The following is a 25435-nucleotide window of genomic DNA, read 5'->3' as shown; positions in this document are numbered from 1 at the left end:
CAATCCTGAAATGAGAGGGGTTGTTGATCGTTTTCGCCGGGACACCTATCAAGATGAACAGCCGATGCAACAGGACATAATAGACCGATGGCAAATTCCAACATCACTTCGTGGACCGGTCAGGAAGGCAGCAACTGGATTCGGCTGCGCACGCTGATCCTATTGCGCTGGGTGGCCATCATTGGCCAGTTCACGGCCATCACTGTGGCACAGCGATATTATCACGTGCAGCTGGAACTGGCCCTGTGTTATCTGGCCATTGGTGTTTCGGTCATGGGCAACATGACGGCCATTCTTCTGTTCCCGCAAAACAAACGCCTGACCGAGTTCGAGAACTTCCTGATGGTTCTGTTCGATTTGCTGCAGCTGGCCATTTTACTTTATCTGACCGGTGGTCTGAACAACCCGTTTGCATTGCTGCTGCTTGGGCCGGTGACCATTTCGGCCAACGTAATGAGTACGCGTTCAACCCTGATCGTGGGGGGTGTTGCGATTGTTGTGGCATCCTTGCTGGCTGAGTTTCATCTGCCGCTGCGCACGGATCAGGGCGAGGCTTTGCTAATCCCCGACATGTTATTGTTCGGAAACTGGGCCGCGATCGTTATCGCAATTGTATTCATCGGTGCCTATTCGCACCGCGTCAGTTCCGAGGTCCGATCCATGTCCGAAGCGCTTGCAGCCACCCACATGGCCCTGGCGCGCGAACAGAAGCTGACCGATCTGGGCGGTGTGGTCGCCGCCGCCGCGCATGAGCTGGGAACGCCATTGGCCACGATCAAGCTGACCAGTTCCGAGCTGATCGAAGAGCTGGATGACCGCCCCGACCTGAAAGACGATGCCGCGCTGATCCGCGAACAGGCCAATCGCTGCCGCGATATCCTGCGCGATATGGGCCGTGCCGGCAAAGATGATCTGCATCTGCGGCAGGCTCCTCTGTCCACCGTGGTGCATGAAGCCGCCGAACCGCATATTCATCGCGGCAAGACGGTGCATTTTGACGAAGGGCCTGCCGGGGACGGTGATGTGCAGCAACCCTCGATCCTGCGCAAGCCCGAGATCATTCACGGATTGCGCAACCTGATCCAGAATGCGGTGGATTTCGCCCGCGCCAATGTCTGGGTCGAGGCCGAATGGACCACCGATCAGATCACCATCAATATCATGGATGACGGGCGCGGGTACCCTTCGCAGATGATTGGCCGTATCGGTGATCCCTTCATGCGCCGCCGCCGAGCCGAATCCGATCAGCGGACCCGCCCGGAGTATGAAGGCATGGGGCTGGGGTTATTCATTGCCAAAACCCTGCTGGAACGCAGCGGGGCAGAGCTTCAATTCGCCAACGGGTCAGATCCCTATCAGAACCTGAGCGACAAAAAAGACCGGCGGGGCGCAATCGTACAGGTTTCCTGGCCGCGAAATCTGATCGACGCGCAAACCGGCGACACGCCTGTCCCGTCGGGTGCGAACCAGCGTATCCAGGTCTGAGTTAAGACCCCGTTAACCATTAACGCGCATAGTTCCTTCTCGTGATATCAGTACCGAGGAGAGCATGGTCGACTGGATCATTCTGGCCGCTATCAGCCTGGTATCCGCTAGCCTGGCGGTGCAATGGCTTTTGCCCCGTCGTCGGCAGCGGGGCGATAGTTTCGGTCTGTCCTCACCCGCGTCGCTGTTCGATGCAGTGTTTCTGTTCGATGAGGACCGCCTTATCAGCCATTCCGATATTGCTCTGGAAGGGTTTCAGGCAGTCCGCGACTGGCCTGATCTGCGCCGCCTGCTGCAACGGGACTTTCCGACCTTTCCGGAAACACCAGACCGTATTCGACGCGAAGGTACCCTGATCATTCCTGCCATCGACTGCACCATCGAACGCGATGTCCTGTGTGAATGGATCGACGGGATCGTGCGGGTGCAACTGCGCGACAGTACCGACCGCCCCGACCCGGTGCAGCGCGACCCCCAAGACCCGATCCGGCTGGCGATGGAACAGGCCCCCTATCCGGTTTGGCTGCTGGATCATCAAGGTAACGTGCGCTGGTGCAATGCCGCCTATGTCTTACTTGTGCGCAAGGTCCGCGGTCAGGATACTGATTTGACCGCACCGATGTTCCCCGGCACTGATGAAGACGCACGGTTGGGGGCAAAAAGCCGCATCTCAATTTCGTCCGAAGGCAGCGGCAACAAGCTGTGGTTCGATCTCACTCTGGTGGATCACCCCGAGGGGCACCTGTGCTATGCCGTCGATATCAATGCCATCGTCGCCGCAGAGACCGCTCAGCGCAAGTTCGTCCAGACCATGACGAAAACCTTTGCTCAATTGTCTATCGGGCTGGCCATATTTGACCGCAACCGACAACTGGCCTTGTTCAACCCGGCGCTGATCGATTTGACCACCCTGCCCCCGGATTTCCTCAGTTGCCGCCCCAGTCTGTCCAGCTTTTTTGACCGACTGCGGGATCAACACATGATGCCGGAACCCAAGAATTATCGCGGGTGGCGCAACCAGATGAACGACCTGCTCGAAGCGGCCGAGGACGGGAATTACCAGGAAACCTGGTCGCTGCCCTCGGGGTCAGTATATTCGGTCAGCGGGCGGCCCCATCCCGACGGCGCCGTGGCTTTTCTGTTCGAAGATATCACGGCCGAGATTACCCTGACCCGGCGCTTCCGCTCGGAAATGGATCTGATGCAATCGGTTCTGGATAAGTTGGCCGATGCCATCGCGGTGTTTGGTGATGACGGAACACTGGCTTTTACCAACCGCGCCTATCAACAATTGTGGGGGGATTCTGGTGAGGCCGGGTTCGAACCGGATTCCGTGCTGGATGTGACGCGTGGCTGGCAGGAACAATGCGTTGCCTCACCGATCCTCGGCGAGATTCGCGATTTTGTGGAAATGCGCGACAACCGTGTTGAATGGTCCAACGACCTAAAGCTGCGGAACGGCACCCAACTGTCCTGTACGGTCAGTCCCATGCAGAACGGCGCAACGATTGTGCGGTTCTCGGTCGAGGATGCGCCGTCAACCCTGCCGATCCGTCAAATCAGCGCCTGAACCGGGTTGCAGCCGCCCGGGCGTAAGGTCATTGTGGCGCCATGACGTTGCACGCCCGTTCGATCACCCTGAATTCGCCCGAAGAAACCGCCGATCTGGCCGCACGGCTGGGTGCAAAATTGCGCCCTGGCGACATCTTGTTGCTTGAGGGTGAGATCGGCAGCGGTAAGACCCATTTTGCGCGCAGCCTGATCCAATCACTGATGTCTGTGCCCGAGGACGTGCCTTCGCCCACCTTCACGCTGGTACAAGCCTATGACACCCTACCTGGCGAGATCTGGCACTGCGATCTGTACCGGCTAAGCGCCTTGGAAGAGATCGAAGAACTGGGGCTGTCCGACGCTTTTGAAACTGCCATTTGCCTGATTGAATGGCCGGACAAGCTGGGTCCGCTGACCCCTGCCACCGCCCTGACCTTGCATTTGAAAACAGACCCTAACACGACGGGTTTGCGATATCTGACCCTTTCGTGGTCCGATCCGAAATGGCCCCAAATACTGGAGAGTGCCGCATGACGAACCGGGCTGTGCTGGCCGAGGCGCTGATTGCACAAACACCATGGTCCAACGCCACGCGCGCACCGCTGGCCGGGGATGCCTCGAACCGCCGGTACGAACGTTTGACCGATCCCGATACTGGCCGCACGGCTGTTTTCATGGACTCACCTCCGGGCAAGGCCGAACCGGTTGAGGCTTTTGTCCGCATGGCTAACTATCTGCGGGAAATCGGGCTTAGCGCACCCGAAATCTATGCCGAGGACACAGAATTCGGCTTTCTGTTGCTGGAGGATCTGGGCGATGATCTGTTCGCCCGCGTCCTCAGGCAAAACCCTCGGATGGAGCGCGAGCTGTATGAGGCTGCAACCGACGTTCTGATCGAGTTGCACAAGGCACCTACCCTGTCACTGCCGTCTTATGATCCGACGATGATGACCGAATTGGCTGCGTTGTCCTTCACCAAATACGCCCAAGCGGTATTGGGGGAACATGATGCAGACGCTCGGATACGGTTTGAAAACCGCTTTGCGGATATTTTGCACCAAGAAACCTCGGGCCGCAAAGTGGTGATCCAACGTGACTATCACGCGGAAAACATGATCTGGTTGCCGGACCGTGACGGGGTCAAGCGGGTGGGATTGCTGGATTTCCAGACCGCGATGCTGGGCCACCCGGCCTATGACCTCGTGTCGATGTTGCAAGATGTGCGCCGTGATGTGGCACCGGGGACCGAGATGCGGATGGTAAACCGATACATCGCCGCAACCGGCGAAAAGGATCATGACTTTCGCACTGCCTACGCCGTGTTAGGCGCGCAGCGAAACCTGCGCATTCTGGGCGTGTTCGCCCGATTAGCGGTGGACTATGGAAAACCGCAATACATCGATCTGATCCCGGCCACATGGGCGCATCTGATGCGCGATCTGGACCATCCTGCGCTGGTCTCTGTTGCTGATCTTCTGCGCGGCGCCCTGCCCGCCCCAACCCCGGAAAACCTGGACAGGCTCAGACAGACATGACCCGACACCCCGACGCCGTGATGTTGTTTGCCGCCGGGTTTGGCACCCGTATGGGCACTTTGACCAAAGACCGGCCCAAACCCCTGATCGAGGTCGCAGGCCGCCCGCTGATCGATCACGCGCTGGATTTGACGGACGATCTGCCCGCTGATCGAGTGGTTGCTAACCTGCATTATTTGCCCGACCAGCTTGCAGCGCATCTGACCCCCAAGGGCGTGCTGACCTCTTTGGAAGAGCCGGAAATTCTGGAAACAGGCGGTGGGCTGCGTGCTGCTCTGCCCCTACTGGGGCTGGATCCGGTATTTACCTTGAATACGGATGCAATCTGGTCTGGGCCGAACCCTCTGACCCTTTTGCGCAAAGCGTGGGACCCCAACCGAATGGATGCGCTGCTTATGTGTGTTCCCATCGCCCAGACCATCGGGCATGCCGGACCGGGCGATTTCACGGCAGATGCCGAGGGCCGGATCACCCGTGGCCCCGGATTAGTCTATGGCGGGGCGCAGATCATTAAGACCGAAGGGCTGGCAGCCATATCTGAACAAGCATTTTCGCTGAACTTGCTGTGGGATCAGATGCACAAACAGGGCCGTCTGTTCGCGGCCACCTACCTCGGTCGCTGGTGCGACGTGGGCCGCCCCGAGGGGATCGCCCTGGCCGAGGGGCTAATTGCCGATGTTTGAACCCAGCGCTGCGCCCCGTGTCTTTGCCGTGCCTCCGGGCGCAGATTTTCCAAAGGCTCTGGTGGATGGCCTGCGTCAACGCGCCAATGACCAACCGCCCGAGGCGCTGGCCCGGGTCCAATTGGTGGTCAACACGCGCCGTATGGCCCGGCGCGTACGCGATCTGTTCGATCAGGGCCCGGCCTGCCTGCTGCCGCGCCTGTCGCTGGTGACCGATCTGGGCGAAAGCGTCGATCTGGCGCAAATCCCGCCCGCCATCCCCGCATTGCGACGCAGGCTGGAGCTGACGCAGCTGATTGCCAAGCTCTTGGAGCAACAGCCTGATCTCGCTGCGCGATCCTCATTGTTCGATCTGTCCGACAGTCTGGCGGCGCTGATTGACGAAATGCAGGGCGAAGGTGTTTCGCCAGACGCGATCCGGCAGCTGGATGTCAGCGACATGTCTGGTCACTGGGCACGGGCCCAGGCTTTTATCGGGATTGCCGACCATTTCATTGACTCTGGCCCTGATGCGCTGGACGCACAGGCGCGGCAACGGCGTGTGGTGGAAAATCTGATTGATCGCTGGCAGGTGGCCCCTCCGCAGCATCCGGTAATCCTTGCGGGCTCTACCGGCTCGCGTGGCACCACATTGATGCTGATGGAGGCCGTCGCCCGCCTGCCGCAAGGGGCGTTGATCCTGCCTGGTTACGATTTCGATCAGCCTGACCATGTCTGGCAGGGATTGGACGATGCGCTAGCCTCAGAAGATCACCCGCAATACCGGTTCCGAAAACTGATGACCCGGCTTGAAATGCAGCCTGACCAGATAGGGCAATGGACCGGTAACCCTACCCCGTCCCCTGCCCGTAACCGTCTGATCTCACTTGCCTTACGACCCGCACCGATCACCGATGCCTGGATGTCCGAAGGCCCCAGATTGACCGATCTGGATGGCGCCACCAAGGACCTCACCCTGGTTGAGGCGCAATCCCCCCGCGCCGAGGCATTGGCCATTGCCCTGCGTCTGCGTGAAGCGGCAGAAACCGGCCAGACCGCCGCGTTGATCACGCCTGATCGGATGCTGACTCGTCAGGTCAGCGCCGCATTGGATCGGTGGAACATCCTGCCGGATGACAGTGCGGGTCTGCCATTGCAACTATCGCCTCCGGGCCGGTTTCTGCGCCATGTGGCTGGGCTGTTCGCCCGGAGGCTCGAGGGCGAGGCGCTGCTGACCCTGCTGAAACATCCGCTTTGCCACGATGGCGGCGATCGCGGTGCGCATCTGCTGCATACCCGTGATCTGGAACTGGATTTGCGGCGACACGGCCCTCCGTTCCCCGACAGCGCCAGCCTGGCCGCTTTTGCCATCCGCAAAGAGGTGCCAGAGCAGTGGATGCAATGGCTGGTGGCGCAGTTCTGCGACCAGCAAGTGACGGGTGAATTACCTCTATCCGAATGGGTGACCCGCCTGCGCAATCTCGCCGAGGCAATATCGGCCGGTAGTGAAGGCGACGCCGGAACGCTGTGGGACAAGAATGCGGGCCAAAAGGCGTTGTCAATTCTGACCGCGCTTGAGGACGAGGCCGAACATGGCGGCCCGATGACGGCCCATGATTTCGCCGACCTGCTGGGCGCGCTGCTGGCGGGGGAAGAGGTTCGCGACCGGGACGCGCCACACCCGCATATCATGATCTGGGGAACGCTTGAGGCCCGGGTTCAGGGCGCTGATCTGTTGATTCTGGGCGGCCTAAATGAAGGCAGCTGGCCCGAGGCCGCAGCACCTGACCCTTGGCTGAACCGACAGATGCGCGACAAGGCGGGGCTGTTGCTGCCCGAACGCCGCATTGGCCTGTCAGCGCATGATTTCCAACAAGCCGTCGGAGCGCCCGAGGTCTGGTTGACCCGCGCAACCCGATCCGATGACGCCGAAACCGTGCCATCGCGCTGGCTGAACCGGATGACGAACCTGTTGCAGGGCTTGCCGGGGCAGGGTGGTCCCGAAGCGCTGGCTTCAATGCGCGCTCGTGGCAAGCAATGGCTGCGTTGGTCGGAACAGCTTGAGGTCGCGCCGAAGATCGAACCGGCCGCGCGTCCATCGCCGCGCCCGCCGGTCGCCGCACGCCCACGCCGTCTGAGCGTGACCGAAATCAAACGCCTGATCCGCGATCCCTATGCGATCTACGCCAAACATGTGCTGCGCTTGCGGCCACTGGACCCCATGGTCCAGGCACCAGACGCTTTGCTGCGCGGGATCGTCATCCACGAAATCCTTGAACATTTCGTCAAGGACAGTGTTTTGGACAGCGCTTTGCTGACACGCGAGAATTTCCTGAAACGCGCTGAGACGCTGTTGGACCAGCATGTCGCGTGGCCGACCGCCCGCAAACTGTGGCTGGCACGGCTTGAGCGGATTGCCGATGACTTCCTTACCGCTGAAACCGCCCGACGTGGCGATGGCGGGCCAGTGGCGTTTGAGGCCGCGATGAAGCTGGTGCTATCGCCACTGGATTTCACCATCGCAGGACGAGCCGACCGAATCGATCACAACAGACGTGGCGCGCTGCGGATCGTGGATTACAAGACCGGCACGCCTCCGACCGAAAGCCAGCAAGCCAAGTTCGACAAACAATTGCTGATCGAGGCCGCCATGGCCGAGCAAGGCGCCATCGAAGGCATCGATCCGTTACCGGTTGCCGAGGCTGTATTCATCGGCATGGGCGGTACTTACAAAGAGGTCGCGGCCCCATTGGCCAAGGAGCCGCCTGACAAGGTTCTGACCGAGCTGAAAGAGCTGGTATCTGCCTATTTAGAGCCTGATCAAGGCTTCACCGCGCGCCGGATGCTGCACAAGGACACGGATGTTGGCGACTATGACCACCTCGCCCGGTTCGGCGAATGGGACCGCACTGACAAAACCACACCCGAGGTGCTGAAATGAACGCCCGCAATGATGCAACCGAGCGGCAGGTGCAGGCGGCGCGCCCAGATGCCTCGACCTGGTTGGCGGCCAATGCGGGGTCGGGCAAGACGCGGGTTCTGACCGACCGGGTGGCACGGTTGCTGCTGGGTGGCGTGCAGCCGCAACATATCCTCTGCCTGACATACACCAAAGCCGCCGCCAGCGAGATGCAGAACCGGTTGTTCAAACGGTTGGGTGAATGGGCGATGCTGGAGGATGACAGCTTGCTGGCGCAGCTGACCGATCTAGGCGTGCCGGGCGTGATCGACCCTGACAGGCTGGCGCAGGCCCGCACCCTGTTTGCCCGCGCCATCGAAACGCCGGGTGGACTAAAAATCCAAACGATCCACTCATTCTGCGCTTCGCTATTGCGGCGATTTCCTTTGGAGGCCGGGGTTAGTCCTCAGTTTTCCGAGATGGAGGACCGGGCCGCAGCGCTATTGCGCGAAGAGATCGTCGAAGATTTTGCCGATGGTCCGCAGGCCGCACTGATTGAGGACGTCGCCCGTTTCGTCACAGATACCGGCTTTGACAATCTAACCGCCGCCGTCACGCATAAACGCAACCTCTTCTCTCAGCCAATAGAGTGGCCTGATCTGCTGCAACGTTTCGATCTGCCCGACGGGTTCGACGAAAACGCCCTGCTGGCCCGCGTGTTTCTGGGTGGTGAGGTCGACTTGATCCGCGCGATCCTGCCTGCACTGACCGAAAGTGGCGGCAACAATGCCAAGGCTGCGGCCAAACTGGCGGCGTTTACCGAGGCGCGCATCAACAGCTTGCCGCTGTTGGAGGGCGTGTTTCTGACGGGCAAATCGGCCAAAGAACCTTTTACCGCCAAGATCAACAGTTTCCCCACCAAAGCCCTGCGGGAAGGCGTGTTGGCTGGTCATATGCCTCAGCTGGAAGCCCTCATGCTTCGGATCGAGGCCGCACGCGAACACCGGCTGGCGCTGGTCGCGGCACGCAAAACACATTTTCTGCACCGTTTTGCTGCTGCCTTTTTGCCAGAATACGAACGCCGCAAGCTGTTGCGCGGCTGGCTGGATTTCGACGACCTAATCCTGCGCGCACGGCAGGTGCTTAACGATCCGGCCGTGGCGGAATGGGTGCTGTACCGCCTTGATGGCGGTATCGACCACATTCTGGTGGATGAGGCGCAGGATACCAGCCCAGATCAATGGGATGTTGTTGAAAAGCTGGCTCAGGAATTCACCAGCGGGGAAGGGGCCCGATCCGGGGTCGAGCGGACTATTTTCGTGGTCGGCGACAAGAAACAGTCGATCTATTCCTTTCAGGGCGCCGACCCGCAGGCCTTTGACCGGATGCAACAGGAATTTGGGCGCAGATTGGAAGAATCAGGCTCTAAATTGTGGGATTCGACACTAGAATACTCATTCCGATCCTCTAGTGCGATCCTGTCTCTGGTCGATATCCTGTTCGAAAACCGTGCCGAGGCTGGGTTTCACAAGGATAGCCTGCACCGCGCATTTAAGGCCGATTTGCCGGGCCGCGTTGATTTGTGGCCGGTGGTTGAAAAGGTCGACGACGATGATGATGGCGACTGGACCGATCCGGTGGATCGACCCGGCGCGCGGCACCACACGGTCATTCTGGCCGAACAGGTAGCCCGCTCGATCAAGACCATGATCGACACCGGCGAGACGATCCCCGAGGATGGTGACCGGCCCGGCACTTTCGTTCGGCGCAAGGTGCAACCGGGGGATTTTCTGATCCTCGTCCAACGCCGTTCAGACCTGTTTGCCGAGATCATCCGCGCCTGCAAGGCCGAAGGCCTACCCATTGCCGGGGCCGACCGTTTGAAAGTGGGCGCGGAACTAGCGGTCAAGGATCTGGCGGCGCTGTTGAGCTTTCTGGCCACGCCCGAGGACAGCCTGTCACTGGCCACAGTGTTGAAATCGCCTTTGTTCGGGTGGGGTGAACAACAATTGTTCGACCTGGCGCATCGGCGGCAGGAACAGTTTCTGTGGGCCGCTTTGCGACAACGGGCCGAGGAGTTTCCCGAAACGCTAGGCATCCTCAACGATCTGCGCGGCCAGATCGACTTTCTGCGCCCTTATGACCTGATCGAACGCATTCTGACCCGGCATGACGGGCGGCGGAAACTATTGGGCCGATTGGGGGCCGAGGCCGAGGATGGTATCAACGCACTGCTGTCACAGGCACTGGCTTATGAGCGCACCGATATTCCCAGTTTGACCGGGTTTCTGGTCTGGATGCAGACCGACGATCTGGAAATCAAGCGGCAGATGAGCGGTGTCGGCAACATGATCCGCGTGATGACGGTGCATGGCTCCAAAGGGCTTGAGGCCCCGATCGTGATCCTGCCGGATACCGGCAAGCGACAAGCCCCGCGTGATGCCGAGATCATGGTGGGTGAGGGCACACCGCTGTGGAAAGTACCCGCGGATGCCTCGCCAGCCTTGATCGCCCAGGCACGAGCCGAGGCACGGACGCGGGAAGAAAATGAACGGCTTCGACTGCTATATGTGGCTCTAACGCGGGCCGAAAAGTGGCTAATCGTCGGCGCCGCCGGGGATGTCGGCAAAGACGGAACCAGTTGGTACCAGATGGTCGAGGCTGCGATGGCACGGGCAGGGGCCGCACAGGTCCCTGGCTCGGAAACCCTGCGTCTGTCACATGCAGATTGGGACGCGTTACCTCTTGTCGAACATGTGGAGCCTGAGATTGCCGCGACTCCGCTGCCCAACCAGTTCCTTTCCCCAGCGTCCGTGCCAGAACAGGCGCCCGAGACGCTCAGCCCGTCTGATTTAGGTGGGGCCAAAGCGTTGCCCGGAGATACCGGCCACGATGAGGAGGCGGCCAAACTGCGTGGCACGCGCCTACACTTGTTGTTGGAACACTTACCATCCGTTGCGCCAGAGAATTGGCCGCAGCTTTGCGCCCGGGTTCTACCTGATATGCAACAACCTGACCGGCAGGAACTGTTGGATGAGGCGCAGGCCGTTCTGGCGGCTGACCATCTGAAATTCGTGTTCGCCAAAAACACACTGGCCGAGGTCCCGGTGACCGCCGATCTGAACAGGCGGCGCATGCATGGAGTGATCGACCGTCTGATCGTGACCGAGGCGGATGTGCAGGTGATTGATTTCAAATCAAATACCACGGTTCCTGAAAGCGCATCAGCTTGCCCCGAAGGTCTGTTGCGACAGATGGGGGCCTATGCCCAAGCGTTGGCGCAGATCTATCCGGGTCGACAAGTTCGCACGGCGATCCTGTGGACGCGTACAGCCGATCTGATGTGGTTGCCACACGATCTTGTGACGGATGCATTGACCCGCACCCAGATATCTTGACCTTGGGCGGTGCCGACCCTACGTTCTGTTCCCGAGTTTACCCCATTCAGGAGACAGAATATGTCGACCGTAGCCGTGACCGACGATACCTTTGACGCCGAGGTTAAGAATTCCGACATCCCCGTTGTTGTCGATTTCTGGGCCGAATGGTGTGGCCCTTGTAAGCAGATCGGCCCCGCCCTGGAAGAGCTGGCCGCTGAATACGGCGACAAGGTGAAAATCGCCAAGGTTGACGTAGACAGCAACCCGAACGCCGCCGCCGCCATGGGCGTGCGCGGTATTCCGGCCCTGTTCATCTTCAAGGACGGTCAGGTCGTCTCGAACCGCGCAGGCGCGGCGCCGAAGGCGGCACTGCAAAGCTGGATCGACGAATCCATCTGATCCAACGTGATCAGCAAGTCATCAAAGGCGCCTTGAACCGGGCGCCTTTTTTATTGCCGGGAGGATCAGATGGCAAAAACACGGGTACTTGTGGAGTTCGGCATGGGGACGTCTTTGCGCCGCGAGGATTATACCGAGGCCGCGCTGCGGGCGATCAAAGATGCACTATGGCACAATTCGGTCAACATGGCCGAGCTGTTCGATTTTCCGAAAGAGGCGATGATCATCGACGCCGAAATTGGGGTTCAGCAGCCCGAAAAGGTGGATCGAGGCGCATTGACTGCCATTTTCCCTTATGGACAGCCCAATATCACCATCACTCAAGGTGGGTTGGATATTGAAAAGCCGCATACCGAAGGTCGGACAGTCATTGCCAATGCGGCCATCATCGTTTCTTTCGATATGGAGCCCGTGACATGACCGAAAAACGTATCATTCTGGAAATGGGTACCGGCAACGACCTGTATGGGCAGGATTACACCAAGGCCGCACGCCGGGCGGTGCAGGATGCACTGCATCATTCGTCGATCACGCTGTTCTCAAAGCTGGGTGTGGATCATACTGACATGCGCGTTTGCGTCACGATTGGGGTACAGGACCCTGACCAGGTGAATTGCGATCTTGTTGCCGCCGATCTTCCCCGCGGACGGGCCGAGGTGCGGGCTGTCAAAGGTGGGTTGGATATCGAAGATATTGAGGCTGGCACGAGACATGTGGTGGCAACCGCCGCGATCGAGGCTTTCCTGCCCGACCTATCCGGCCAATACAAACTGTCCTGACAAAGAAAAAGCCGCTCGGACGAGCGGCTTGCATTCTTTTTGCACTGGGCGCGGATCAGACGTTTCTGATGTCCGCGCGGCACAGGCCGATATCTTCCAGCTGTGCGTCGCTCAGCTCCGACAGGGCCTTGCGTGTCTTGCGGGATTCATTCCACGCGATTGCTTTGTCATAGGTTCCGTAGAACGCGTCCACTACGTGCAGAATGGTAGCTGCTCCGAGCGGCGCATGGGTTTTAGCGATGGTTGCCATTTGCGCAGTCCTTATATGTGAAACAGCCGACCCGTTGTCGGTTGTGAGGCTCATGTAGGACGTCAGGCTGAGACTCACAATTGCTAGTCCGGTAACCCCGCATTGCGATTCCTGCATATCTTTTAGGCAGTTCGTGACCTGTTGCGCTGCGGACAGGTCCGGCCCATATAGGACGGCAGTTGAAAACGGAGGCTTTTATGGCGGATAGCGATTTTCCCGGATGGCACGGCACAACCATCATTGGCGTCAAAAAGGGCGGTCAGGTGGTGATTGCCGGTGACGGACAGGTCAGCCTGGGCCAAACCGTGATCAAGGGAACAGCACGCAAGGTGCGCCGCCTGTCGCCCGGCGGGTTCGAGGTTGTCGCCGGTTTCGCCGGGTCAACCGCCGATGCCTTCACCCTGCTGGAGCGTCTGGAAGCCAAGCTTGAGGCCACACCCGGCCAGCTGGCGCGCGCCTCGGTCGAACTGGCCAAGGATTGGCGCACAGACAAGTATCTGCAAAAGCTTGAGGCGATGCTGATCGTCACCGACGGCAAGGACCTGCTGGTGATCACCGGGGCAGGGGATGTGCTGGAGCCCGAACACAACGTGGCCGCCATCGGCTCGGGTGGGAACTTTGCCCTCGCCGCAGCCCGCGCCATGATGGACAGCGACAAACCCGCCGAGGACGTGGCGCGCGAGGCAATGGCAATTGCTGCCGATATCTGCGTCTATACCAACGGCAACCTGACGGTCGAGACGATCTCAGGCTAACAGCGCCTTGATCTCTTTTCCTTTCCAGCGCAGGTGCATGCCGACCAGCCCCATCAGGGCCGTCGCGATGACGATGTAATAGGGCAGGCGGATATCAAAGCTCATCAATCCGCCGCCGATCAGAGACATGACACCGCCCGCCAGACAGAAGACAGCGGTGGTCACACCCATGACCCAACCCTGATCGGTCTCGGCAACGGCCGAAGAAAACAGCCCCAACAGAGTTGGGTATGAGACGCCGAAAAAGAAATAGAAGAAGAAGACCGGCACGTAACTCAGCACACCGCTGGGGCTGAAGGCAAAACCGAACCCGCAAATCACCATCACCACCAGCGAAGTGTAGATGATCTGGTGCTTGCTGAACCTCTCTTGCGCAGGCTTCACCAGGAAGGTGCTTGAGAACGCCAGCGCAAAACCGATCACCACCATCGCCATGCTACCGCCAATGACTCCGTATCCCCAGGCGCTGGTCAGGAAATTATCAACGAAGACATAGAAGGTGACATTGGCGATCATGAACAGCGCATAGACTGGCAGGATTTTCAGAACCATCGGGTGTTCTCGCACAGCAATCAGGCTGTCGGTCACGTCCCGCGGGCGGAACACAAAAGCCGTACGCTCGGTCCGGGTGTCCTTGAAAAAGGTCAGCACAAGGAAGATGGCGATCAACACCAGAATAAATGCGCCATAGAACGGGGTTTTCAGCGTAGCAAAGCTGCCCAGCAGGTTGGCATCGGACAGAACCGCGCCAATGATTGGACCGCCGACAAGGCCAAAGCTGACACCGGTTATGATGTAACCCATGTTGCGGTCGCGATCCGCCGCGTCGGTACTGCCGTCAATCATCGCCGCCTGCGCGATGGGCTGGTTCCCTGCGGTGAACCCGGTGATCGAACGGCCTATGATCAGCAACAGCAAGCTGTTCATATACAGCGCCGCAATGGTCAACGCATACCCTACCAGTGCCCCGCTCAGACAGACCAGCAGCGCATTCTTACGCCCGATGGAATCCGAGACCTTGGACACATAGACCACACCCAGAAACCACGACAAAAAGAAACAACCAATTACCAGCCCGTAATACAGATGGCGGCGACCATCGGGCGTACTCTCGGGCAGGAATCCCGATTTCGTCTCCATGATCAGCGAGTTGATGATGGGAAACACCAGTCCTTGCCCGATCAGGTCCACAAACACCACGAACAGCAAGGTGATCTTGGCAATTTTCGTCACTTTCACACTCCTGACCGTCAACACCTTGAAATCACTGTAACAGAGGGCGCGCGTTTCACCTATGGAAAGCGTTTGCAAACCGGATGGGCCATTGCTAACCAACGCTGCCAATGAAAAGGGCTTGGTTGTTTTCGCGATTGCGGTGATTACCTAAGCCCAAGACTAGCCATGCCGACCGAAAGGACTGCCCCTGTGACCGACCTGACCCCGCGCGAGATCGTCTCGGAACTGGACCGCTTTATCATCGGGCAGAAAGACGCCAAGCGCGCCGTGGCCGTGGCGCTGCGCAACCGCTGGCGGCGCAAGCAACTAACCGATGACATCCGGGATGAAGTCTATCCCAAGAACATCCTGATGATTGGCCCCACCGGTGTCGGCAAGACCGAGATCAGCCGCCGTCTGGCAAAACTGGCCCGCGCGCCCTTTATCAAGGTCGAGGCCACCAAGTTTACCGAGGTTGGCTATGTCGGGCGCGACGTGGAACAGATCGTGCGCGATCTGGCGGATGCCGCCATCATCCAGACCCGCGAATACATGCGCGAAGACGTCAAGGCCAAGGCTCATCAGGCCGCCGAAGACCGCGTAATCGAAGCCATCGCCGGCACCGATGCCCGCGAAGGCACGCGCGAGATGTTCCGCAAGAAACTGAAAGCCGGCGAACTGGACGATACGGTGATCGAGCTGGAACTGTCCGACACCTCGAACCCAATGCCGATGTTTGACATTCCCGGCCAGCCTGGCGGCCAGATGGGGATGATGAATCTGGGTGATATCTTCGGCAAAGCGTTTGGCGGGCGGACCGTCAAGAAACGTCTGACCGTTGCCGAAAGCTATGATGCGCTGATCGGGGAAGAGGCCGACAAGCTACTGGATGATGAAACCGTCAACCGGGTGGCGCTGGAATCGGTGGAACAGAACGGCATCGTGTTCCTGGATGAGATCGACAAGGTCTGTGCGCGGTCCGACGCCCGCGGTGGCGATGTCAGCCGCGAAGGGGTGCAGCGCGACCTGCTGCCTTTGATTGAGGGCACCACCGTGTCAACCAAGCATGGTGCGGTGAAAACCGACCATATCCTGTTCATCGCCTCGGGTGCGTTCCACATTGCCAAACCGTCGGACTTGCTGCCCGAATTGCAGGGCCGACTGCCGATCCGCGTAGAATTGCGCGCCCTCACCGAAGAGGATTTCGTTCGCATCCTGACCGAGACCGACAACGCCCTGACCCGCCAATACACCGCATTGATGGGCACTGAAGAGGTCACTGTCAGTTTTACCGAGGACGGCATCGCCGCCCTGGCCAAGATCGCAGCGGATGTGAACCAAAGCGTCGAAAATATCGGCGCGCGGCGGCTGTACACAGTGATGGAGCGGGTGTTCGAGGAGCTTTCGTTCACCGCACCTGACAAGGCCGGGTCCGAGATCACCGTCAACGCCGATTTTGTCAGCGAAAATTTGGGCGAATTGACCAAGTCGACGGATCTGAGCCGTTACGTTCTGTAACGTCTTCAGCCGGAAATTGCCGCTGATCCTGCCCCATGTCGCTGGACGTGGGGCAAGAATTCGATAGCTTAGCGCAAAAGGCCGTTAGGACCCCGTTTGATGCGCTACCTGATTTTTCTATTTATGTCTTTGTCTCTGAGCGCCTGTGTTGACAGGACGGTCTCTGAAATTGTGCCGTCGGCTGCGTCCATAGGAACGACGAAAACCGTATTTGCCAGCACGACCAGGGCCCGCGAAGCAGACGGATCATTTGGTTTCAGGCGCAGTGAAAAACTGCAGTTTCTGGAAACCACCGTGTCCATACCGCCAACACACACGCCGGGAACCCTGAAGTTCTCTTATGCAAATCCCAACCCGCAAAAAGAGTTCGTGCTGGCTGATGTGACCGAATTGAACGGGCCTCAGGGACTGCGGCACCATCTGCGTGGGCAGGACGAAGTGACGATCTTTGTGCATGGCTATAACTCGACCCAAACCGAAACCATTTTTCGCGCGGCGCAGCTGTCGCATGACATTGGTCTGCCCGGATCGATCCTGGTGTATTCCTGGCCCAGCCGTGCGACGGGATATGGGTACGCTTACGATCTGGACAGCATGCTTTTTGCCCGCGACGGTTTGGAACAGACCATTCGTGAATTGAAATCGATGGGCGTAAACCGGGTTCTGCTTGTGGCGCATTCCATGGGCAGTGCCCTGACGATGGAGATGATGCGACAAACCGAATTGCAGGAACCGGGTTGGGCCAAAAGAAATATCGAAGGTGTGGTTCTGATCTCTCCTGATCTGGACGTGGATTTGTTCCGTTCGCAGATGGACAGGATCGACAATCCACCCGACCCGTTCATTGTCATGGTCTCGCAAAAGGACAAAATCCTGAACATTTCAGCCCGTCTGCGAGGCACGGATGAGGGCGAACGGCTGGGCAATATCAGTTCGATCAAAACGCTTGAGGACTTTCCTATCAACGTGATCGACACGACCGCATTCAACAGCGATGCCGAATCTTCGCATTTCGTTGCTGCTACATCTCCGGCTTTGCTGGCGATCCTCAACTCGATCCGGCGGGTCAACAATACATTTGGCCCTGACGAGCGTCCGGCTATCGACATTCTGGTCCCCCCCAGCGAACGCAACCCCACAGGCGCGACCGGGATCGTTTTGACGGAAACTGGCCAGGCGCAGGTGTCCAACCCGTGACACGGGTTAAATTGCGTCATTTTCTTTTTCAAAATGCCTCTTGGTTGAGCGCCGGGGTTCTGCTGACGTTTTTGTCCAGCTTTGGGCAGACCTTTTTCATCTCGGTCTTTGCCGGTGAAATCCGTGCAGCGTATGGGCTGAGTCACGGGGCCTGGGGAGGGCTTTATTCTCTGGGTACCACCGTTGCGGCTGTCGTGATGATCTGGGCCGGCGGGTTGACCGATATCTTTCGTGTTCGGGTTCTGGGGCCGTTGGTGCTGGCTGGTTTGACGCTTGCGGCGCTGTCGATGGCGTTGAACAATAGACTGTTCCTTTTGCCTATCGTGATCTTTCTGTTGCGCCTTTTCGGGCAGGGGATGAGTACCCATCTGGCGCAAGTGGCCATGGCGCGCTGGTTCACCGCGACACGTGGCAAGGCGCTGTCGATCGCCTCGCTGGGATACGCGGTCGGAGAGGCGCTGTTGCCGGTGATTTTTGTCGCCGCGATGGTGTTTCTCGACTGGCGATTGTTGTGGGTGGTGGCCGCAGGTGTGACGGTATTGGGTATCCCGGTTCTGATGCGTCTGCTGCGTCTGGAGCGCACGCCGCAAAGCCTGTCAGGGGATCACATTGCCACTGGCATGCAGGATCATCACTGGACCCGGAGCGAGGCGCTGCGCAATTCGCTGTTTTGGTTCATGGTTCCCGCGATCCTTGCACCATCTGCCTTCATCACCGCGTTTTTCTTTCATCAGGTCCATCTGGCGCAGGTCAGGGACTGGCCGCATATTCAACTGGTGGCGCTGTTCCCTGTATTCACCGGCGTTTCGATCCTGTCGATGTTTGCCGCTGGTTGGGCGCTGGATAAATGGGGCACCGCGCGGATCATGCCGTATTATCAACTGCCGATCGGTGTGGGCTTTGCTATTCTCTCGGTCACCAACACCATAACCGGCGCCCTGATCGGCCTGATCTTTCTGGCTCTGACGGTCGGTGCGAACAACACATTGCCTAGCGCCTTTTGGGCTGAGTTTTACGGCACTCGCCATATCGGCGCGATCAAGGCACTGGCGACCGCGGTCATGGTGCTGGGTTCGGCCATTGGTCCAGCTCTAACCGGGGCGCTGATCGACTACAACGTCACGCTTGGTACTCAGTTTATGTGGATCGCTGCGTTCTTTGTTGTAGTCAGCAGTTTGGTCTGGACCGGCATTCACCGCGCGAAAACCGCGTTTTAACGACCCCGGCGCAGATACACGTAATAGGCCCCGTCGCCGCCGTGGCTGATATGGGCGGGTGTTACCTGTAACACAGCCTGCGCCAGCGGTGGGATCGACAGCCAGTGTGGCACCTGATTACGCAGTACGCCGCGTGGGGTCGGAATGGGGCCGGGTTCGTCACGGTCCTTACCCTTGCCCGTAATCACCAGCACCAGCCGCTTGCCCTGTGCCTGCGCCGTCAACACAAACCGCACTAGCGCCGGATGCGCCGTGTCGATCCGCATACCGTGCAGATCAATCCGACCTTCGGGTTTCAGCTTGCCGCGCTTCATCCGTCCAAAAGCCTTGGTGTCCATCTGCACCGGGCTGGCGCGCAGGCTGTCAGTGACCGAGGGCTTCAATGCATGACGCGCCACTTTGGCGGGCGCGGTCTGGCCGATCTCGAACCCGTCCAGCCGCATCTTTGGTGTTTTGGTTGGTTTCGGTTTGGGCAGGGTGGTGGGATGAACCGATTGCGGCAGCTCAGGATGCAGACGTTCAGCCTGTTTGGTGACTTTGCGCCACAGCTCGATCTCTTCTTCGGTCAGTTTGCGCCGGGTCATCAGAACTCATCCGGGATCAGGGCATAGGCGCGTTGGATCGGCAACAGGATCACCATGCGGCCCGGATCTTTCAGACGCCCTGCTGCCTGCCCAGCGGCATCACCGGTGCCAAAGAAGATATCCGCCCGCTGAGCACCCTTGATGGCAGCACCCGTATCTTGCGCGATCATCAATCGGCGCATCGGGTCCTTGCCGTCTTTTTCCACCCAGACCGGAGACCCCAGCGGCGTATATTCAGGATCCGCGGCAATGCTGCGCATAGTGGTGACAGATCGGTTCATCGCTCCCAGCGGGCCAAGTTCGGGCGCAACGCGGGTGACTTCACGAAAGAACACGTAGGAAGGGTTGTGAAGTAACAGTTCAGACCCGGCCTCGGGGTTTTTGCGCACCCAGGCGCGGATCATCTGCGCGCTCACCTCATGCGCGCCTAACGCACCGCGGCGGATCAATTCGGCCCCGATCGACCGATACGGATGCCCGTTCGCGCCGCCATAGCCCACGCGTAAGCCACCACCATCGGGCAGACGAATACGGCCCGAGCCTTGGATCTGCAAAAAGAACAGCTCGACCGGGTCATCAACCCAGGCGATCTCAAGCCCCCGGCCAGTCATAGCATCCCCGGTAAGGATGTCCCGGCGGCTCAGCCAAGGCCCTTCGGCGCGTGCTTCGGGTGGCATTTTGTAGATAGGGTATTTGAACCGGTCGGTCCGGCTGCGCGATCCATCCAGTTCGGGCTCAAAATAGCCGGTGAACAGCGCATCTTTACCGTCTTCAACCAAAACCGGACGGAAGAACAGCTCGAAAAACGCCTGCGCTGCATCCCCTTCATAGGTTCGGGCCACAGCGCAAAGGGCACGCCAATCCGGATCATTCAGATCGCCGCACGTATTCAGAAATACCGAAAGGGCCGCCCCGTGATCGTCAGCGGCCCAGCCCTCAAGGTCATCAAACGACAGGATCGAGCGCGTCGCCTCAGCTCCGGCGGCGCTAGCGGTGGTCATCGCACCCACCAGAAAAAGCGACCGGAGTGCGGCAATCATGCGTCCGTGGCGACAAGCAGCCAGTTCGGATCGTCCGCGCCCATGACACGGGCAAAGGTCCAGCTGTCCTTTTGGCGTTTGACGGTGTTCGGGTTACCTTCGATGATATCGCCGCCGCGATCACGCACAACCGAGGTCAGCTCACCCACGAATTTCATGGTGATCTCGGCCTGATTGGTATCTTTGTCGAATTTCACGTCGGCCAATGTGGTTTCACGCACGCCGATAAACTCGGCCTCGATGGTCAGGCCCTGATCTTCACGCGCGGCCACAACGGACACGAACGTGTCGAACACCTCTTCGGACAGGAAGGGTTGGATTTCGTCCAGATTACCCTTTTCGAAACCCATGACGATCATCTCATAGGCACCGCGCGCGCCCTGCACGAATTCGGTGACGGAAAAGCTGGGCTCGATCCGCTTCATCGCGGCAAGCGTCTGTGCCTGTTCGCTGTCTTCGGCAACATGGTCTGTGATGTCGTAATCAGGACCACCTTCAATCACCTCAAACCCGCGGCGGGCACTGTGCCCGTCGGGTTGTTCCTGAACAGGAGGTTTCTCAAAACCTTCACGCGTACCCAGCACGCTTTTCAGGCGCAGGATCAGGAAAACGGCTATTCCGGCCAGGACCAGCAACTGGATCATCGGTTCGTTCATTTCATCCTCTTTTCAGACCGCGACTTTGTATACGCGGCCTCATGCCACTATGTAGGTGACAGTTCGTGGCAAGTCCACTGCCCGACCACTGGTAAAGGATAACGCATATGTACCTGTTCTTGGCATTTTTATTGGTTCCGATCATCGAGATTGCCCTGTTCATTCAGGTGGGTGGTCTGATCGGCCTTTGGCCAACCCTTGCAATAGTGGTGCTGACCGCTGTTCTGGGCACTGCGTTGGTCAGGACACAAGGTCGCATGGCGCTGGCGAACCTGCAGCGATCCTTTGCCGAGTTGGACGATCCGACAGAACCCCTGGCCCATGGGGCGATGATCCTGTTGTCCGGCGTTCTGTTGCTGACGCCTGGTTTTTTCACCGATGCGGTCGGTTTTGCCCTGCTTGTTCCGGGCATTCGCGTGGCCGTGTTCCGGTACCTGAAATCGAAGGTGACGATCACCCAGTTCCAGATGGGCAATGGGGCACAGTTCCGGTCTGGTCCTGCACCATTCGAGCAAGATGACGTGATTGACGGCGAATTCACCGAAGTTCGGCCCCGTCAGGACCCTTCGAAACCATCGAAATGGGTTGAAGGACCGTGACCTGCATTGAGGTGCCGCGCCCAACTTGCTAAGCAGTGTCGAATTTCATTTTTGGAGTAGATCCATGGCCGAAGAAAACGCTGCAGAAAACACGGCAGCCCAAGCCGCCCCCCAGGTACAAATGCGAGTGCTGGGGCAATTCATCCGCGATTTGTCCTTTGAAAACGTGATGGCACAAAAAGGTGTGTCCGGTGACGTTCAGCCCGAAATCGCCGTTCAGGTGAATCTGGATGCAAAAAAGCGGGCGACGGAACATCAGTACGAAGTTGCAGTCAAACTGAACCTCAAGTCGAAAGCCAAAGGACTGGAAGACGTTCTGTTCCTGTGCGAAATCGACTATTGCGGCCTGTTCCACATCGAAGGCGTGGCCGAGGACCAGTTGCATCCGTTCCTGATGATCGAATGCCCGCGCATGTTGTTCCCGTTCCTGCGCCGCATCGTCAGCGATATCACCCGTGACGGTGGCTATCCGCCGGTCAATCTGGACAATATCGATTTTGTCGCGCTGTACCGCAACGAACTATTGCGTCGTCAAGCAGAAGCGCAGAAGGCGAACGCCTAATCGATTTGACCCGCGCCGTGTTTCACCTCAGGCGCGGGTCCACAAGGCGTTTTCGCCCAGTTTCTCTACAAATGCTTTATGCGCCGCGCGTTCTTCGTCGGTGATCTTTGATGCCAATGGTGTCGGACGCGCCGCTGGGCGCCAATCGTCCTGACCGCCTGCGGCCGAGGAAGCAGTCGCGGTCAAGCCGAAGTCCGGCTGCCGCCCCCCGATCAGTTCCAGATAGACCTCGGCCAGAATTTCCGAGTCGAGCAACGCCCCGTGTAGCACCCGGTTCGTGTTGTCGATATTGAACCGACGGCACAGCGCATCCAGTGACGCAGGTGAGCCCGGAAACCGTTTGCGCGCAATTGCCAATGTATCCAGCGCCTGATCCATCGGAATCGACGGCAAACCCATCCATTTGAGCTCTGCATTCAGGAATTTCATATCGAAGGATGCGTTGTGGATCACCAGTTTCGAATCCTGGATGAAATCAACAAACCCCTGACCAACCTTGGCAAAGACCGGCTTGTCCTTCAGCGTCACCTCACCCTTTTCCGGCGGGCGCGGATTTTCCAGCAGGTCGGGGCCAATCCCATGCACGCCAAACGCCTCTTCCGGCATGGATCGTTCAGGATTGATATAGACGTGATAGGTCTCGCCCGTGGCCACGTGGTTCCATAGCTCGACCGCGCCGATCTCGACAATCCGGTCGCCGCTTTCGGGATCAAACCCCGTGGTTTCGGTATCGAGTACAATCTCACGCATCTGCTATCCCCGCCCGTATTTGCCTGACCACATCCTGCACCTGCGCGCGGGCGTGGTCCAGTGTATCGGTCACGATCACATAATCTGACCGCGCGCATTTTTCGTCATTCGGCATTTGCTTGGCGCGGATCTGTTCAAACTGTGCCTCAGTCATCGTCCCGCGCGCTATCACGCGACGCATTTGCTCATCCGCCGGGATCGAGACACAGGCCACCGCATCCATCGCTGCATCACCACCGGTTTCAAACAACAGGGGGATGTCGAACACCAGAATATCCGCGGTCGCGTATTCCCGAAAAGTAGCGCGATCTGCGGCAACAAGCGGATGTACGATGGCCTCAATCTGTTTCAGCGCGGCTGGGTGCTGCGCGATGACTTGTTTCAGGGCGTCACGACTGACAGACCCATCGATGATGGCATCTGGAAAAACAGCGCGCATCGGCGCGACGGCCGCTCCTTCCCTTGAATAGAGTCTATGTACGGCCGCATCCGCATCCCACAGCGCACAGCCTTCTTCGACGAACATCTGCGCCGTGGTGCTTTTGCCCATCCCGATCGAACCGGTTAAACCAAGCGCGAAACTCATCCCAAAACCGCCGCGCGCAGGTCATCGGTCACCTCGGGGCGGGTGCCGAACCAGCGTTCAAAACCGGGCACCGCCTGATGCAGCAACATGCCCAGACCATCGACCGTGGTACAACCTGCTTCCTCAGCCGATTTCAGAAGATGCGTTTGCAAAGGTGCATAGACCAAATCAGTCACAACCGCACCCGCTTGCAACCCATCCAAGGGCACCCGCAGTTCCGGTTGTCCCTGCATGCCCAATGAGGTCGTGTTGACCACCAGTTCAGCTTCTTCAATGACATTGCCGGCCTGTAACCAATCCACAACGGTGATGCGGTCGCCAAATTCATCTTTCAACTGATCCGCCCGGGCGCGCGTGCGGTTGGTCAGCATGATCTTGGGCACGCCCGCGTCCAACAAACCCTGCAACACCGCCCGTGCTGCGCCACCCGCACCAAACACCACCGCCGGGCCATCCGACGGAACCCAATCCGGCGCGCCGCTGCGCAGGTTCTGCATAAACCCATAGCCATCGGTGTTGTCCGCGTAGATTGTGCCATCATCCTGAAACACCAAGGTATTTGCCGCCCCGATGACCGATGCGCGTTCCGATACGTGATCAGCGATACGCAACGCCGCTTCTTTGTGGGGCACGGTCACATTCGCCCCGACAAACCCCGCCTTCGGCAGGGTGCGCAAAACCGTCTCAAGATCCTCGGGCGCCACGTCCACGGGAATGTAATGCCCGGCCAGCCCATATTTCTTTAACCAATGGCCATGCAGTTGGGGTGACTTGGAATGCGCAATCGGGTGTCCGATTACTCCGGCCAGCGGTATTCGGTTATGTCTCATTGGTCGATCACCCCTTTGACGGCCAGAAAATTGAGCAGTTCCAACAGGGGCATACCCAAGACATTAAAATAGTCGCCGTCAATGGTGGCGAACAGGCGCACGCCTTCTTCTTCCAGCTTATAAACCCCCACCGCGTGCCGGATACTGTCCCAATTGCGGTCGATATAGTCGCGCAGGTACGCGTCCGAACTCATCCGCATGCGCAAACGCACCTGCCCGACATGGCGCCAGATCGGCTCGCCATCCTGATAGATCACCGCCGCCGACAACAGCATGTGCCGCTTGCCCCGCATCGCCTTGAGCTGCGCCAGCGCCTCCTGGGGCGTTTCCGGTTTCGACAACAGCTTCCCGTCGAAATCCAACACCTGATCGCACCCCAGAACCATCGCACCTGGGTTTTTGTCGCTGACCTTGCGCGCCTTCATCTCAGCCAGTGCATCGGCGATGTCCCGAGGGGATGCTTCTTCAGCCAGCAACGCGCGTTTCATGGTATCCTCATCCACGCGCGCGACCTGAACGGAAAACGGCACGCCTGCGTTTTCCAGCAGCTGCGCACGTATGGATGAGCCTGAGGCCAGGATGATGGGGACAGACATGTGGACAACCCCGTGTGCAAATCGTTGAGCGTTCTTGAATGGTTTGTATGGTTTTCCGATTGACACGCAACCCCGGGATATTCGCGCAGATCTTCCCTGAGTCGCTCGAACGCTGTCCTTCCGGGACAAGGATAAGTCGGAATGACGGGATAAGCGGGAACTCCACATATACTCAGAAACTTATCCCCAGAGCATCTTTTGCAGACATACCTTAACAAACTGATTTAATTATATTATTTTTACTATTAACAGAATCATCGCTTTGACGCGTAGAAATGTCCACCTGGGGAAAACACATGTGTAAAAAAGTAATCCACGAATTTTGTTCGCCCTACAAAACCATCTTCCTTTTTCTTTTCTTATTTTTTTATTAGGGAGAGTTCCGAGCAA

Annotated in this window: 25 protein-coding genes; 16 read left to right on the top strand and 9 right to left on the bottom strand. The window is 58.6% G+C overall.

What is annotated here, in order from left to right; genetic code table 11:
• Positions 1–87: 87 nt before the first annotated feature.
• The 10 genes from regB (at position 88) to ACR0LY_RS11275 (ending at position 12690) form a co-directional block, all read left to right on the top strand.
• Positions 88–1485 carry a sensor histidine kinase RegB gene (gene regB, locus ACR0LY_RS11320; protein ID WP_170349528.1) on the top strand — a complete coding sequence of 466 codons (1398 nt, stop codon included), beginning with the start codon at positions 88–90 and terminating at the stop codon, positions 1483–1485.
• Between the two features lie 64 nt (positions 1486–1549).
• A complete protein-coding gene (locus tag ACR0LY_RS11315; protein WP_170349529.1) occupies positions 1550–3055 on the top strand; it encodes a PAS-domain containing protein in 1506 nt (501 codons plus the stop codon).
• A gap of 41 nt (positions 3056–3096) precedes the next feature.
• Positions 3097–3570 (top strand): tRNA (adenosine(37)-N6)-threonylcarbamoyltransferase complex ATPase subunit type 1 TsaE, encoded by a 474-nt coding sequence (gene tsaE / locus ACR0LY_RS11310; protein ID WP_170349530.1) that lies wholly within the window; start codon positions 3097–3099, stop codon positions 3568–3570.
• Positions 3567–4571 carry an aminoglycoside phosphotransferase family protein gene (locus tag ACR0LY_RS11305; RefSeq protein WP_170349531.1) on the top strand — a complete coding sequence of 335 codons (1005 nt, stop codon included), beginning with the start codon at positions 3567–3569 and terminating at the stop codon, positions 4569–4571. Before tsaE ends, ACR0LY_RS11305 begins: the two co-directional genes overlap by 4 nt.
• Entirely contained in the window at positions 4568–5254 is a 687-nt protein-coding gene (locus ACR0LY_RS11300; protein ID WP_170349532.1) for a nucleotidyltransferase family protein, read from the top strand. Before ACR0LY_RS11305 ends, ACR0LY_RS11300 begins: the two co-directional genes overlap by 4 nt.
• Entirely contained in the window at positions 5247–8174 is a 2928-nt protein-coding gene (addB, locus tag ACR0LY_RS11295; protein ID WP_170349533.1) for a double-strand break repair protein AddB, read from the top strand. Before ACR0LY_RS11300 ends, addB begins: the two co-directional genes overlap by 8 nt.
• Positions 8171–11530, top strand: coding sequence for a double-strand break repair helicase AddA (gene addA / locus ACR0LY_RS11290; protein ID WP_170349534.1), 3360 nt, complete (start codon positions 8171–8173; stop codon positions 11528–11530). Before addB ends, addA begins: the two co-directional genes overlap by 4 nt.
• A gap of 9 nt (positions 11531–11539) precedes the next feature.
• Entirely contained in the window at positions 11540–11911 is a 372-nt protein-coding gene (gene trxA, locus ACR0LY_RS11285) for a thioredoxin (RefSeq protein WP_226689009.1), read from the top strand.
• Positions 11912–11980: 69 nt separating this feature from the next.
• Positions 11981–12331, top strand: coding sequence for a Lin0512 family protein (locus ACR0LY_RS11280; RefSeq protein ID WP_170349535.1), 351 nt, complete (start codon positions 11981–11983; stop codon positions 12329–12331).
• The gene (locus ACR0LY_RS11275) at positions 12328–12690 is read left to right on the top strand and encodes a Lin0512 family protein (RefSeq protein ID WP_170349536.1); all 363 of its coding nucleotides are present in this window, start codon (positions 12328–12330) and stop codon (positions 12688–12690) included. Before ACR0LY_RS11280 ends, ACR0LY_RS11275 begins: the two co-directional genes overlap by 4 nt.
• Before the next feature lie 55 nt (positions 12691–12745).
• On the opposite strand, the gene ACR0LY_RS11270 is transcribed toward ACR0LY_RS11275, so the two are convergent.
• Positions 12746–12940 (bottom strand): DUF1127 domain-containing protein, encoded by a 195-nt coding sequence (locus ACR0LY_RS11270; RefSeq protein WP_170349537.1) that lies wholly within the window; start codon positions 12938–12940, stop codon positions 12746–12748.
• Between the two features lie 197 nt (positions 12941–13137).
• Between ACR0LY_RS11270 and hslV the strand changes: the two genes are divergently transcribed.
• On the top strand, positions 13138–13695 hold the full coding sequence (gene hslV / locus ACR0LY_RS11265) for an ATP-dependent protease subunit HslV (RefSeq protein ID WP_058283350.1): 558 nt from the start codon (positions 13138–13140) through the stop codon (positions 13693–13695).
• On the opposite strand, the gene ACR0LY_RS11260 is transcribed toward hslV, so the two are convergent.
• Positions 13687–14928 carry an MFS transporter gene (locus ACR0LY_RS11260; RefSeq protein WP_170349538.1) on the bottom strand — a complete coding sequence of 414 codons (1242 nt, stop codon included), beginning with the start codon at positions 14926–14928 and terminating at the stop codon, positions 13687–13689. The two genes, hslV and ACR0LY_RS11260, sit on opposite strands and share 9 nt — an antisense overlap.
• A 192-nt stretch (positions 14929–15120) precedes the next feature.
• On the opposite strand from ACR0LY_RS11260, the gene hslU reads away from it, so the two are divergent.
• The 3 genes from hslU (at position 15121) to ACR0LY_RS11245 (ending at position 18842) form a co-directional block, all read left to right on the top strand.
• Positions 15121–16428, top strand: coding sequence for an ATP-dependent protease ATPase subunit HslU (gene hslU, locus ACR0LY_RS11255; protein WP_170349539.1), 1308 nt, complete (start codon positions 15121–15123; stop codon positions 16426–16428).
• 294 nt (positions 16429–16722) lie between these two features.
• Positions 16723–17625: an alpha/beta hydrolase gene (locus ACR0LY_RS11250; protein WP_480567170.1), complete on the top strand. Its 903-nt coding sequence runs from the start codon at positions 16723–16725 to the stop codon at positions 17623–17625.
• A 44-nt stretch (positions 17626–17669) separates the two neighbouring features.
• Positions 17670–18842, top strand: a complete 1173-nt coding sequence (locus tag ACR0LY_RS11245; protein WP_480640909.1) for an MFS transporter — start codon at positions 17670–17672, stop codon at positions 18840–18842.
• On the opposite strand, the gene ACR0LY_RS11240 is transcribed toward ACR0LY_RS11245, so the two are convergent.
• Genes ACR0LY_RS11240 through ACR0LY_RS11230 form a run of 3 tightly spaced genes read right to left on the bottom strand, consistent with a single transcriptional unit; the run spans position 18839 to position 21122 of the window.
• Positions 18839–19426 carry a Smr/MutS family protein gene (locus ACR0LY_RS11240; protein WP_170349542.1) on the bottom strand — a complete coding sequence of 196 codons (588 nt, stop codon included), beginning with the start codon at positions 19424–19426 and terminating at the stop codon, positions 18839–18841. The two genes, ACR0LY_RS11245 and ACR0LY_RS11240, sit on opposite strands and share 4 nt — an antisense overlap.
• Positions 19426–20466, bottom strand: coding sequence for a murein transglycosylase A (gene mltA / locus ACR0LY_RS11235; RefSeq protein ID WP_170349543.1), 1041 nt, complete (start codon positions 20464–20466; stop codon positions 19426–19428). The genes ACR0LY_RS11240 and mltA overlap by 1 nt, the downstream gene beginning before the upstream one ends.
• Positions 20463–21122 (bottom strand): Tim44/TimA family putative adaptor protein, encoded by a 660-nt coding sequence (locus ACR0LY_RS11230; protein ID WP_170349544.1) that lies wholly within the window; start codon positions 21120–21122, stop codon positions 20463–20465. Before ACR0LY_RS11230 ends, mltA begins: the two co-directional genes overlap by 4 nt.
• Before the next feature lie 107 nt (positions 21123–21229).
• Here ACR0LY_RS11230 and ACR0LY_RS11225 point away from each other — a divergent pair, with 107 nt between their 5' ends.
• Together ACR0LY_RS11225 and secB are read left to right on the top strand one after the other, a co-directional pair.
• Positions 21230–21721, top strand: coding sequence for an FxsA family protein (locus ACR0LY_RS11225; protein ID WP_170349545.1), 492 nt, complete (start codon positions 21230–21232; stop codon positions 21719–21721).
• A 64-nt stretch (positions 21722–21785) separates the two neighbouring features.
• On the top strand, positions 21786–22283 hold the full coding sequence (gene secB, locus ACR0LY_RS11220) for a protein-export chaperone SecB (protein ID WP_170349546.1): 498 nt from the start codon (positions 21786–21788) through the stop codon (positions 22281–22283).
• A 27-nt stretch (positions 22284–22310) separates the two neighbouring features.
• Here secB and dnaQ read toward each other — a convergent pair whose 3' ends face one another.
• Genes dnaQ through ACR0LY_RS11200 form a run of 4 tightly spaced genes read right to left on the bottom strand, consistent with a single transcriptional unit; the run spans position 22311 to position 25045 of the window.
• Positions 22311–23033 carry a DNA polymerase III subunit epsilon gene (gene dnaQ, locus ACR0LY_RS11215; RefSeq protein WP_170349547.1) on the bottom strand — a complete coding sequence of 241 codons (723 nt, stop codon included), beginning with the start codon at positions 23031–23033 and terminating at the stop codon, positions 22311–22313.
• A complete protein-coding gene (coaE, locus tag ACR0LY_RS11210) occupies positions 23026–23619 on the bottom strand; it encodes a dephospho-CoA kinase (protein WP_170349548.1) in 594 nt (197 codons plus the stop codon). Before coaE ends, dnaQ begins: the two co-directional genes overlap by 8 nt.
• Positions 23616–24449: a shikimate dehydrogenase gene (locus ACR0LY_RS11205; RefSeq protein ID WP_170349549.1), complete on the bottom strand. Its 834-nt coding sequence runs from the start codon at positions 24447–24449 to the stop codon at positions 23616–23618. The genes coaE and ACR0LY_RS11205 overlap by 4 nt, the downstream gene beginning before the upstream one ends.
• Positions 24446–25045, bottom strand: a complete 600-nt coding sequence (locus ACR0LY_RS11200) for a Maf family protein (protein ID WP_170349550.1) — start codon at positions 25043–25045, stop codon at positions 24446–24448. The genes ACR0LY_RS11205 and ACR0LY_RS11200 overlap by 4 nt, the downstream gene beginning before the upstream one ends.
• Positions 25046–25435: the final 390 nt, after the last annotated feature.

The sequence above is a fragment of the Ruegeria sp. BC5 genome (assembly GCF_056539205.1).
Note: the sequence above shows the minus strand (reverse complement) of the source record. Positions and strands in the feature narration are given on the sequence as shown.

Bases quoted from the DNA above. Each gene is read 5' to 3' on its own strand.
- regB (WP_170349528.1), top strand. From the start codon at position 88: ATGGCAAATTCCAACATCACTTCGTGGACCGGTCAGGAAGGCAGCAAC.
- ACR0LY_RS11315 (WP_170349529.1), top strand. From the start codon at position 1,550: ATGGTCGACTGGATCATTCTGGCCGCTATCAGCCTGGTATCCGCTAGC.
- tsaE (WP_170349530.1), top strand. From the start codon at position 3,097: ATGACGTTGCACGCCCGTTCGATCACCCTGAATTCGCCCGAAGAAACC.
- ACR0LY_RS11305 (WP_170349531.1), top strand. From the start codon at position 3,567: ATGACGAACCGGGCTGTGCTGGCCGAGGCGCTGATTGCACAAACACCA.
- ACR0LY_RS11300 (WP_170349532.1), top strand. From the start codon at position 4,568: ATGACCCGACACCCCGACGCCGTGATGTTGTTTGCCGCCGGGTTTGGC.
- addB (WP_170349533.1), top strand. From the start codon at position 5,247: ATGTTTGAACCCAGCGCTGCGCCCCGTGTCTTTGCCGTGCCTCCGGGC.
- addA (WP_170349534.1), top strand. From the start codon at position 8,171: ATGAACGCCCGCAATGATGCAACCGAGCGGCAGGTGCAGGCGGCGCGC.
- ACR0LY_RS11280 (WP_170349535.1), top strand. From the start codon at position 11,981: ATGGCAAAAACACGGGTACTTGTGGAGTTCGGCATGGGGACGTCTTTG.
- ACR0LY_RS11275 (WP_170349536.1), top strand. From the start codon at position 12,328: ATGACCGAAAAACGTATCATTCTGGAAATGGGTACCGGCAACGACCTG.
- ACR0LY_RS11270 (WP_170349537.1), bottom strand. From the start codon at position 12,940: ATGGCAACCATCGCTAAAACCCATGCGCCGCTCGGAGCAGCTACCATT.
- hslV (WP_058283350.1), top strand. From the start codon at position 13,138: ATGGCGGATAGCGATTTTCCCGGATGGCACGGCACAACCATCATTGGC.
- ACR0LY_RS11240 (WP_170349542.1), bottom strand. From the start codon at position 19,426: ATGACCCGGCGCAAACTGACCGAAGAAGAGATCGAGCTGTGGCGCAAA.
- mltA (WP_170349543.1), bottom strand. From the start codon at position 20,466: ATGATTGCCGCACTCCGGTCGCTTTTTCTGGTGGGTGCGATGACCACC.
- ACR0LY_RS11230 (WP_170349544.1), bottom strand. From the start codon at position 21,122: ATGAACGAACCGATGATCCAGTTGCTGGTCCTGGCCGGAATAGCCGTT.
- ACR0LY_RS11225 (WP_170349545.1), top strand. From the start codon at position 21,230: ATGTACCTGTTCTTGGCATTTTTATTGGTTCCGATCATCGAGATTGCC.
- secB (WP_170349546.1), top strand. From the start codon at position 21,786: ATGGCCGAAGAAAACGCTGCAGAAAACACGGCAGCCCAAGCCGCCCCC.
- dnaQ (WP_170349547.1), bottom strand. From the start codon at position 23,033: ATGCGTGAGATTGTACTCGATACCGAAACCACGGGGTTTGATCCCGAA.
- coaE (WP_170349548.1), bottom strand. From the start codon at position 23,619: ATGAGTTTCGCGCTTGGTTTAACCGGTTCGATCGGGATGGGCAAAAGC.
- ACR0LY_RS11205 (WP_170349549.1), bottom strand. From the start codon at position 24,449: ATGAGACATAACCGAATACCGCTGGCCGGAGTAATCGGACACCCGATT.
- ACR0LY_RS11200 (WP_170349550.1), bottom strand. From the start codon at position 25,045: ATGTCTGTCCCCATCATCCTGGCCTCAGGCTCATCCATACGTGCGCAG.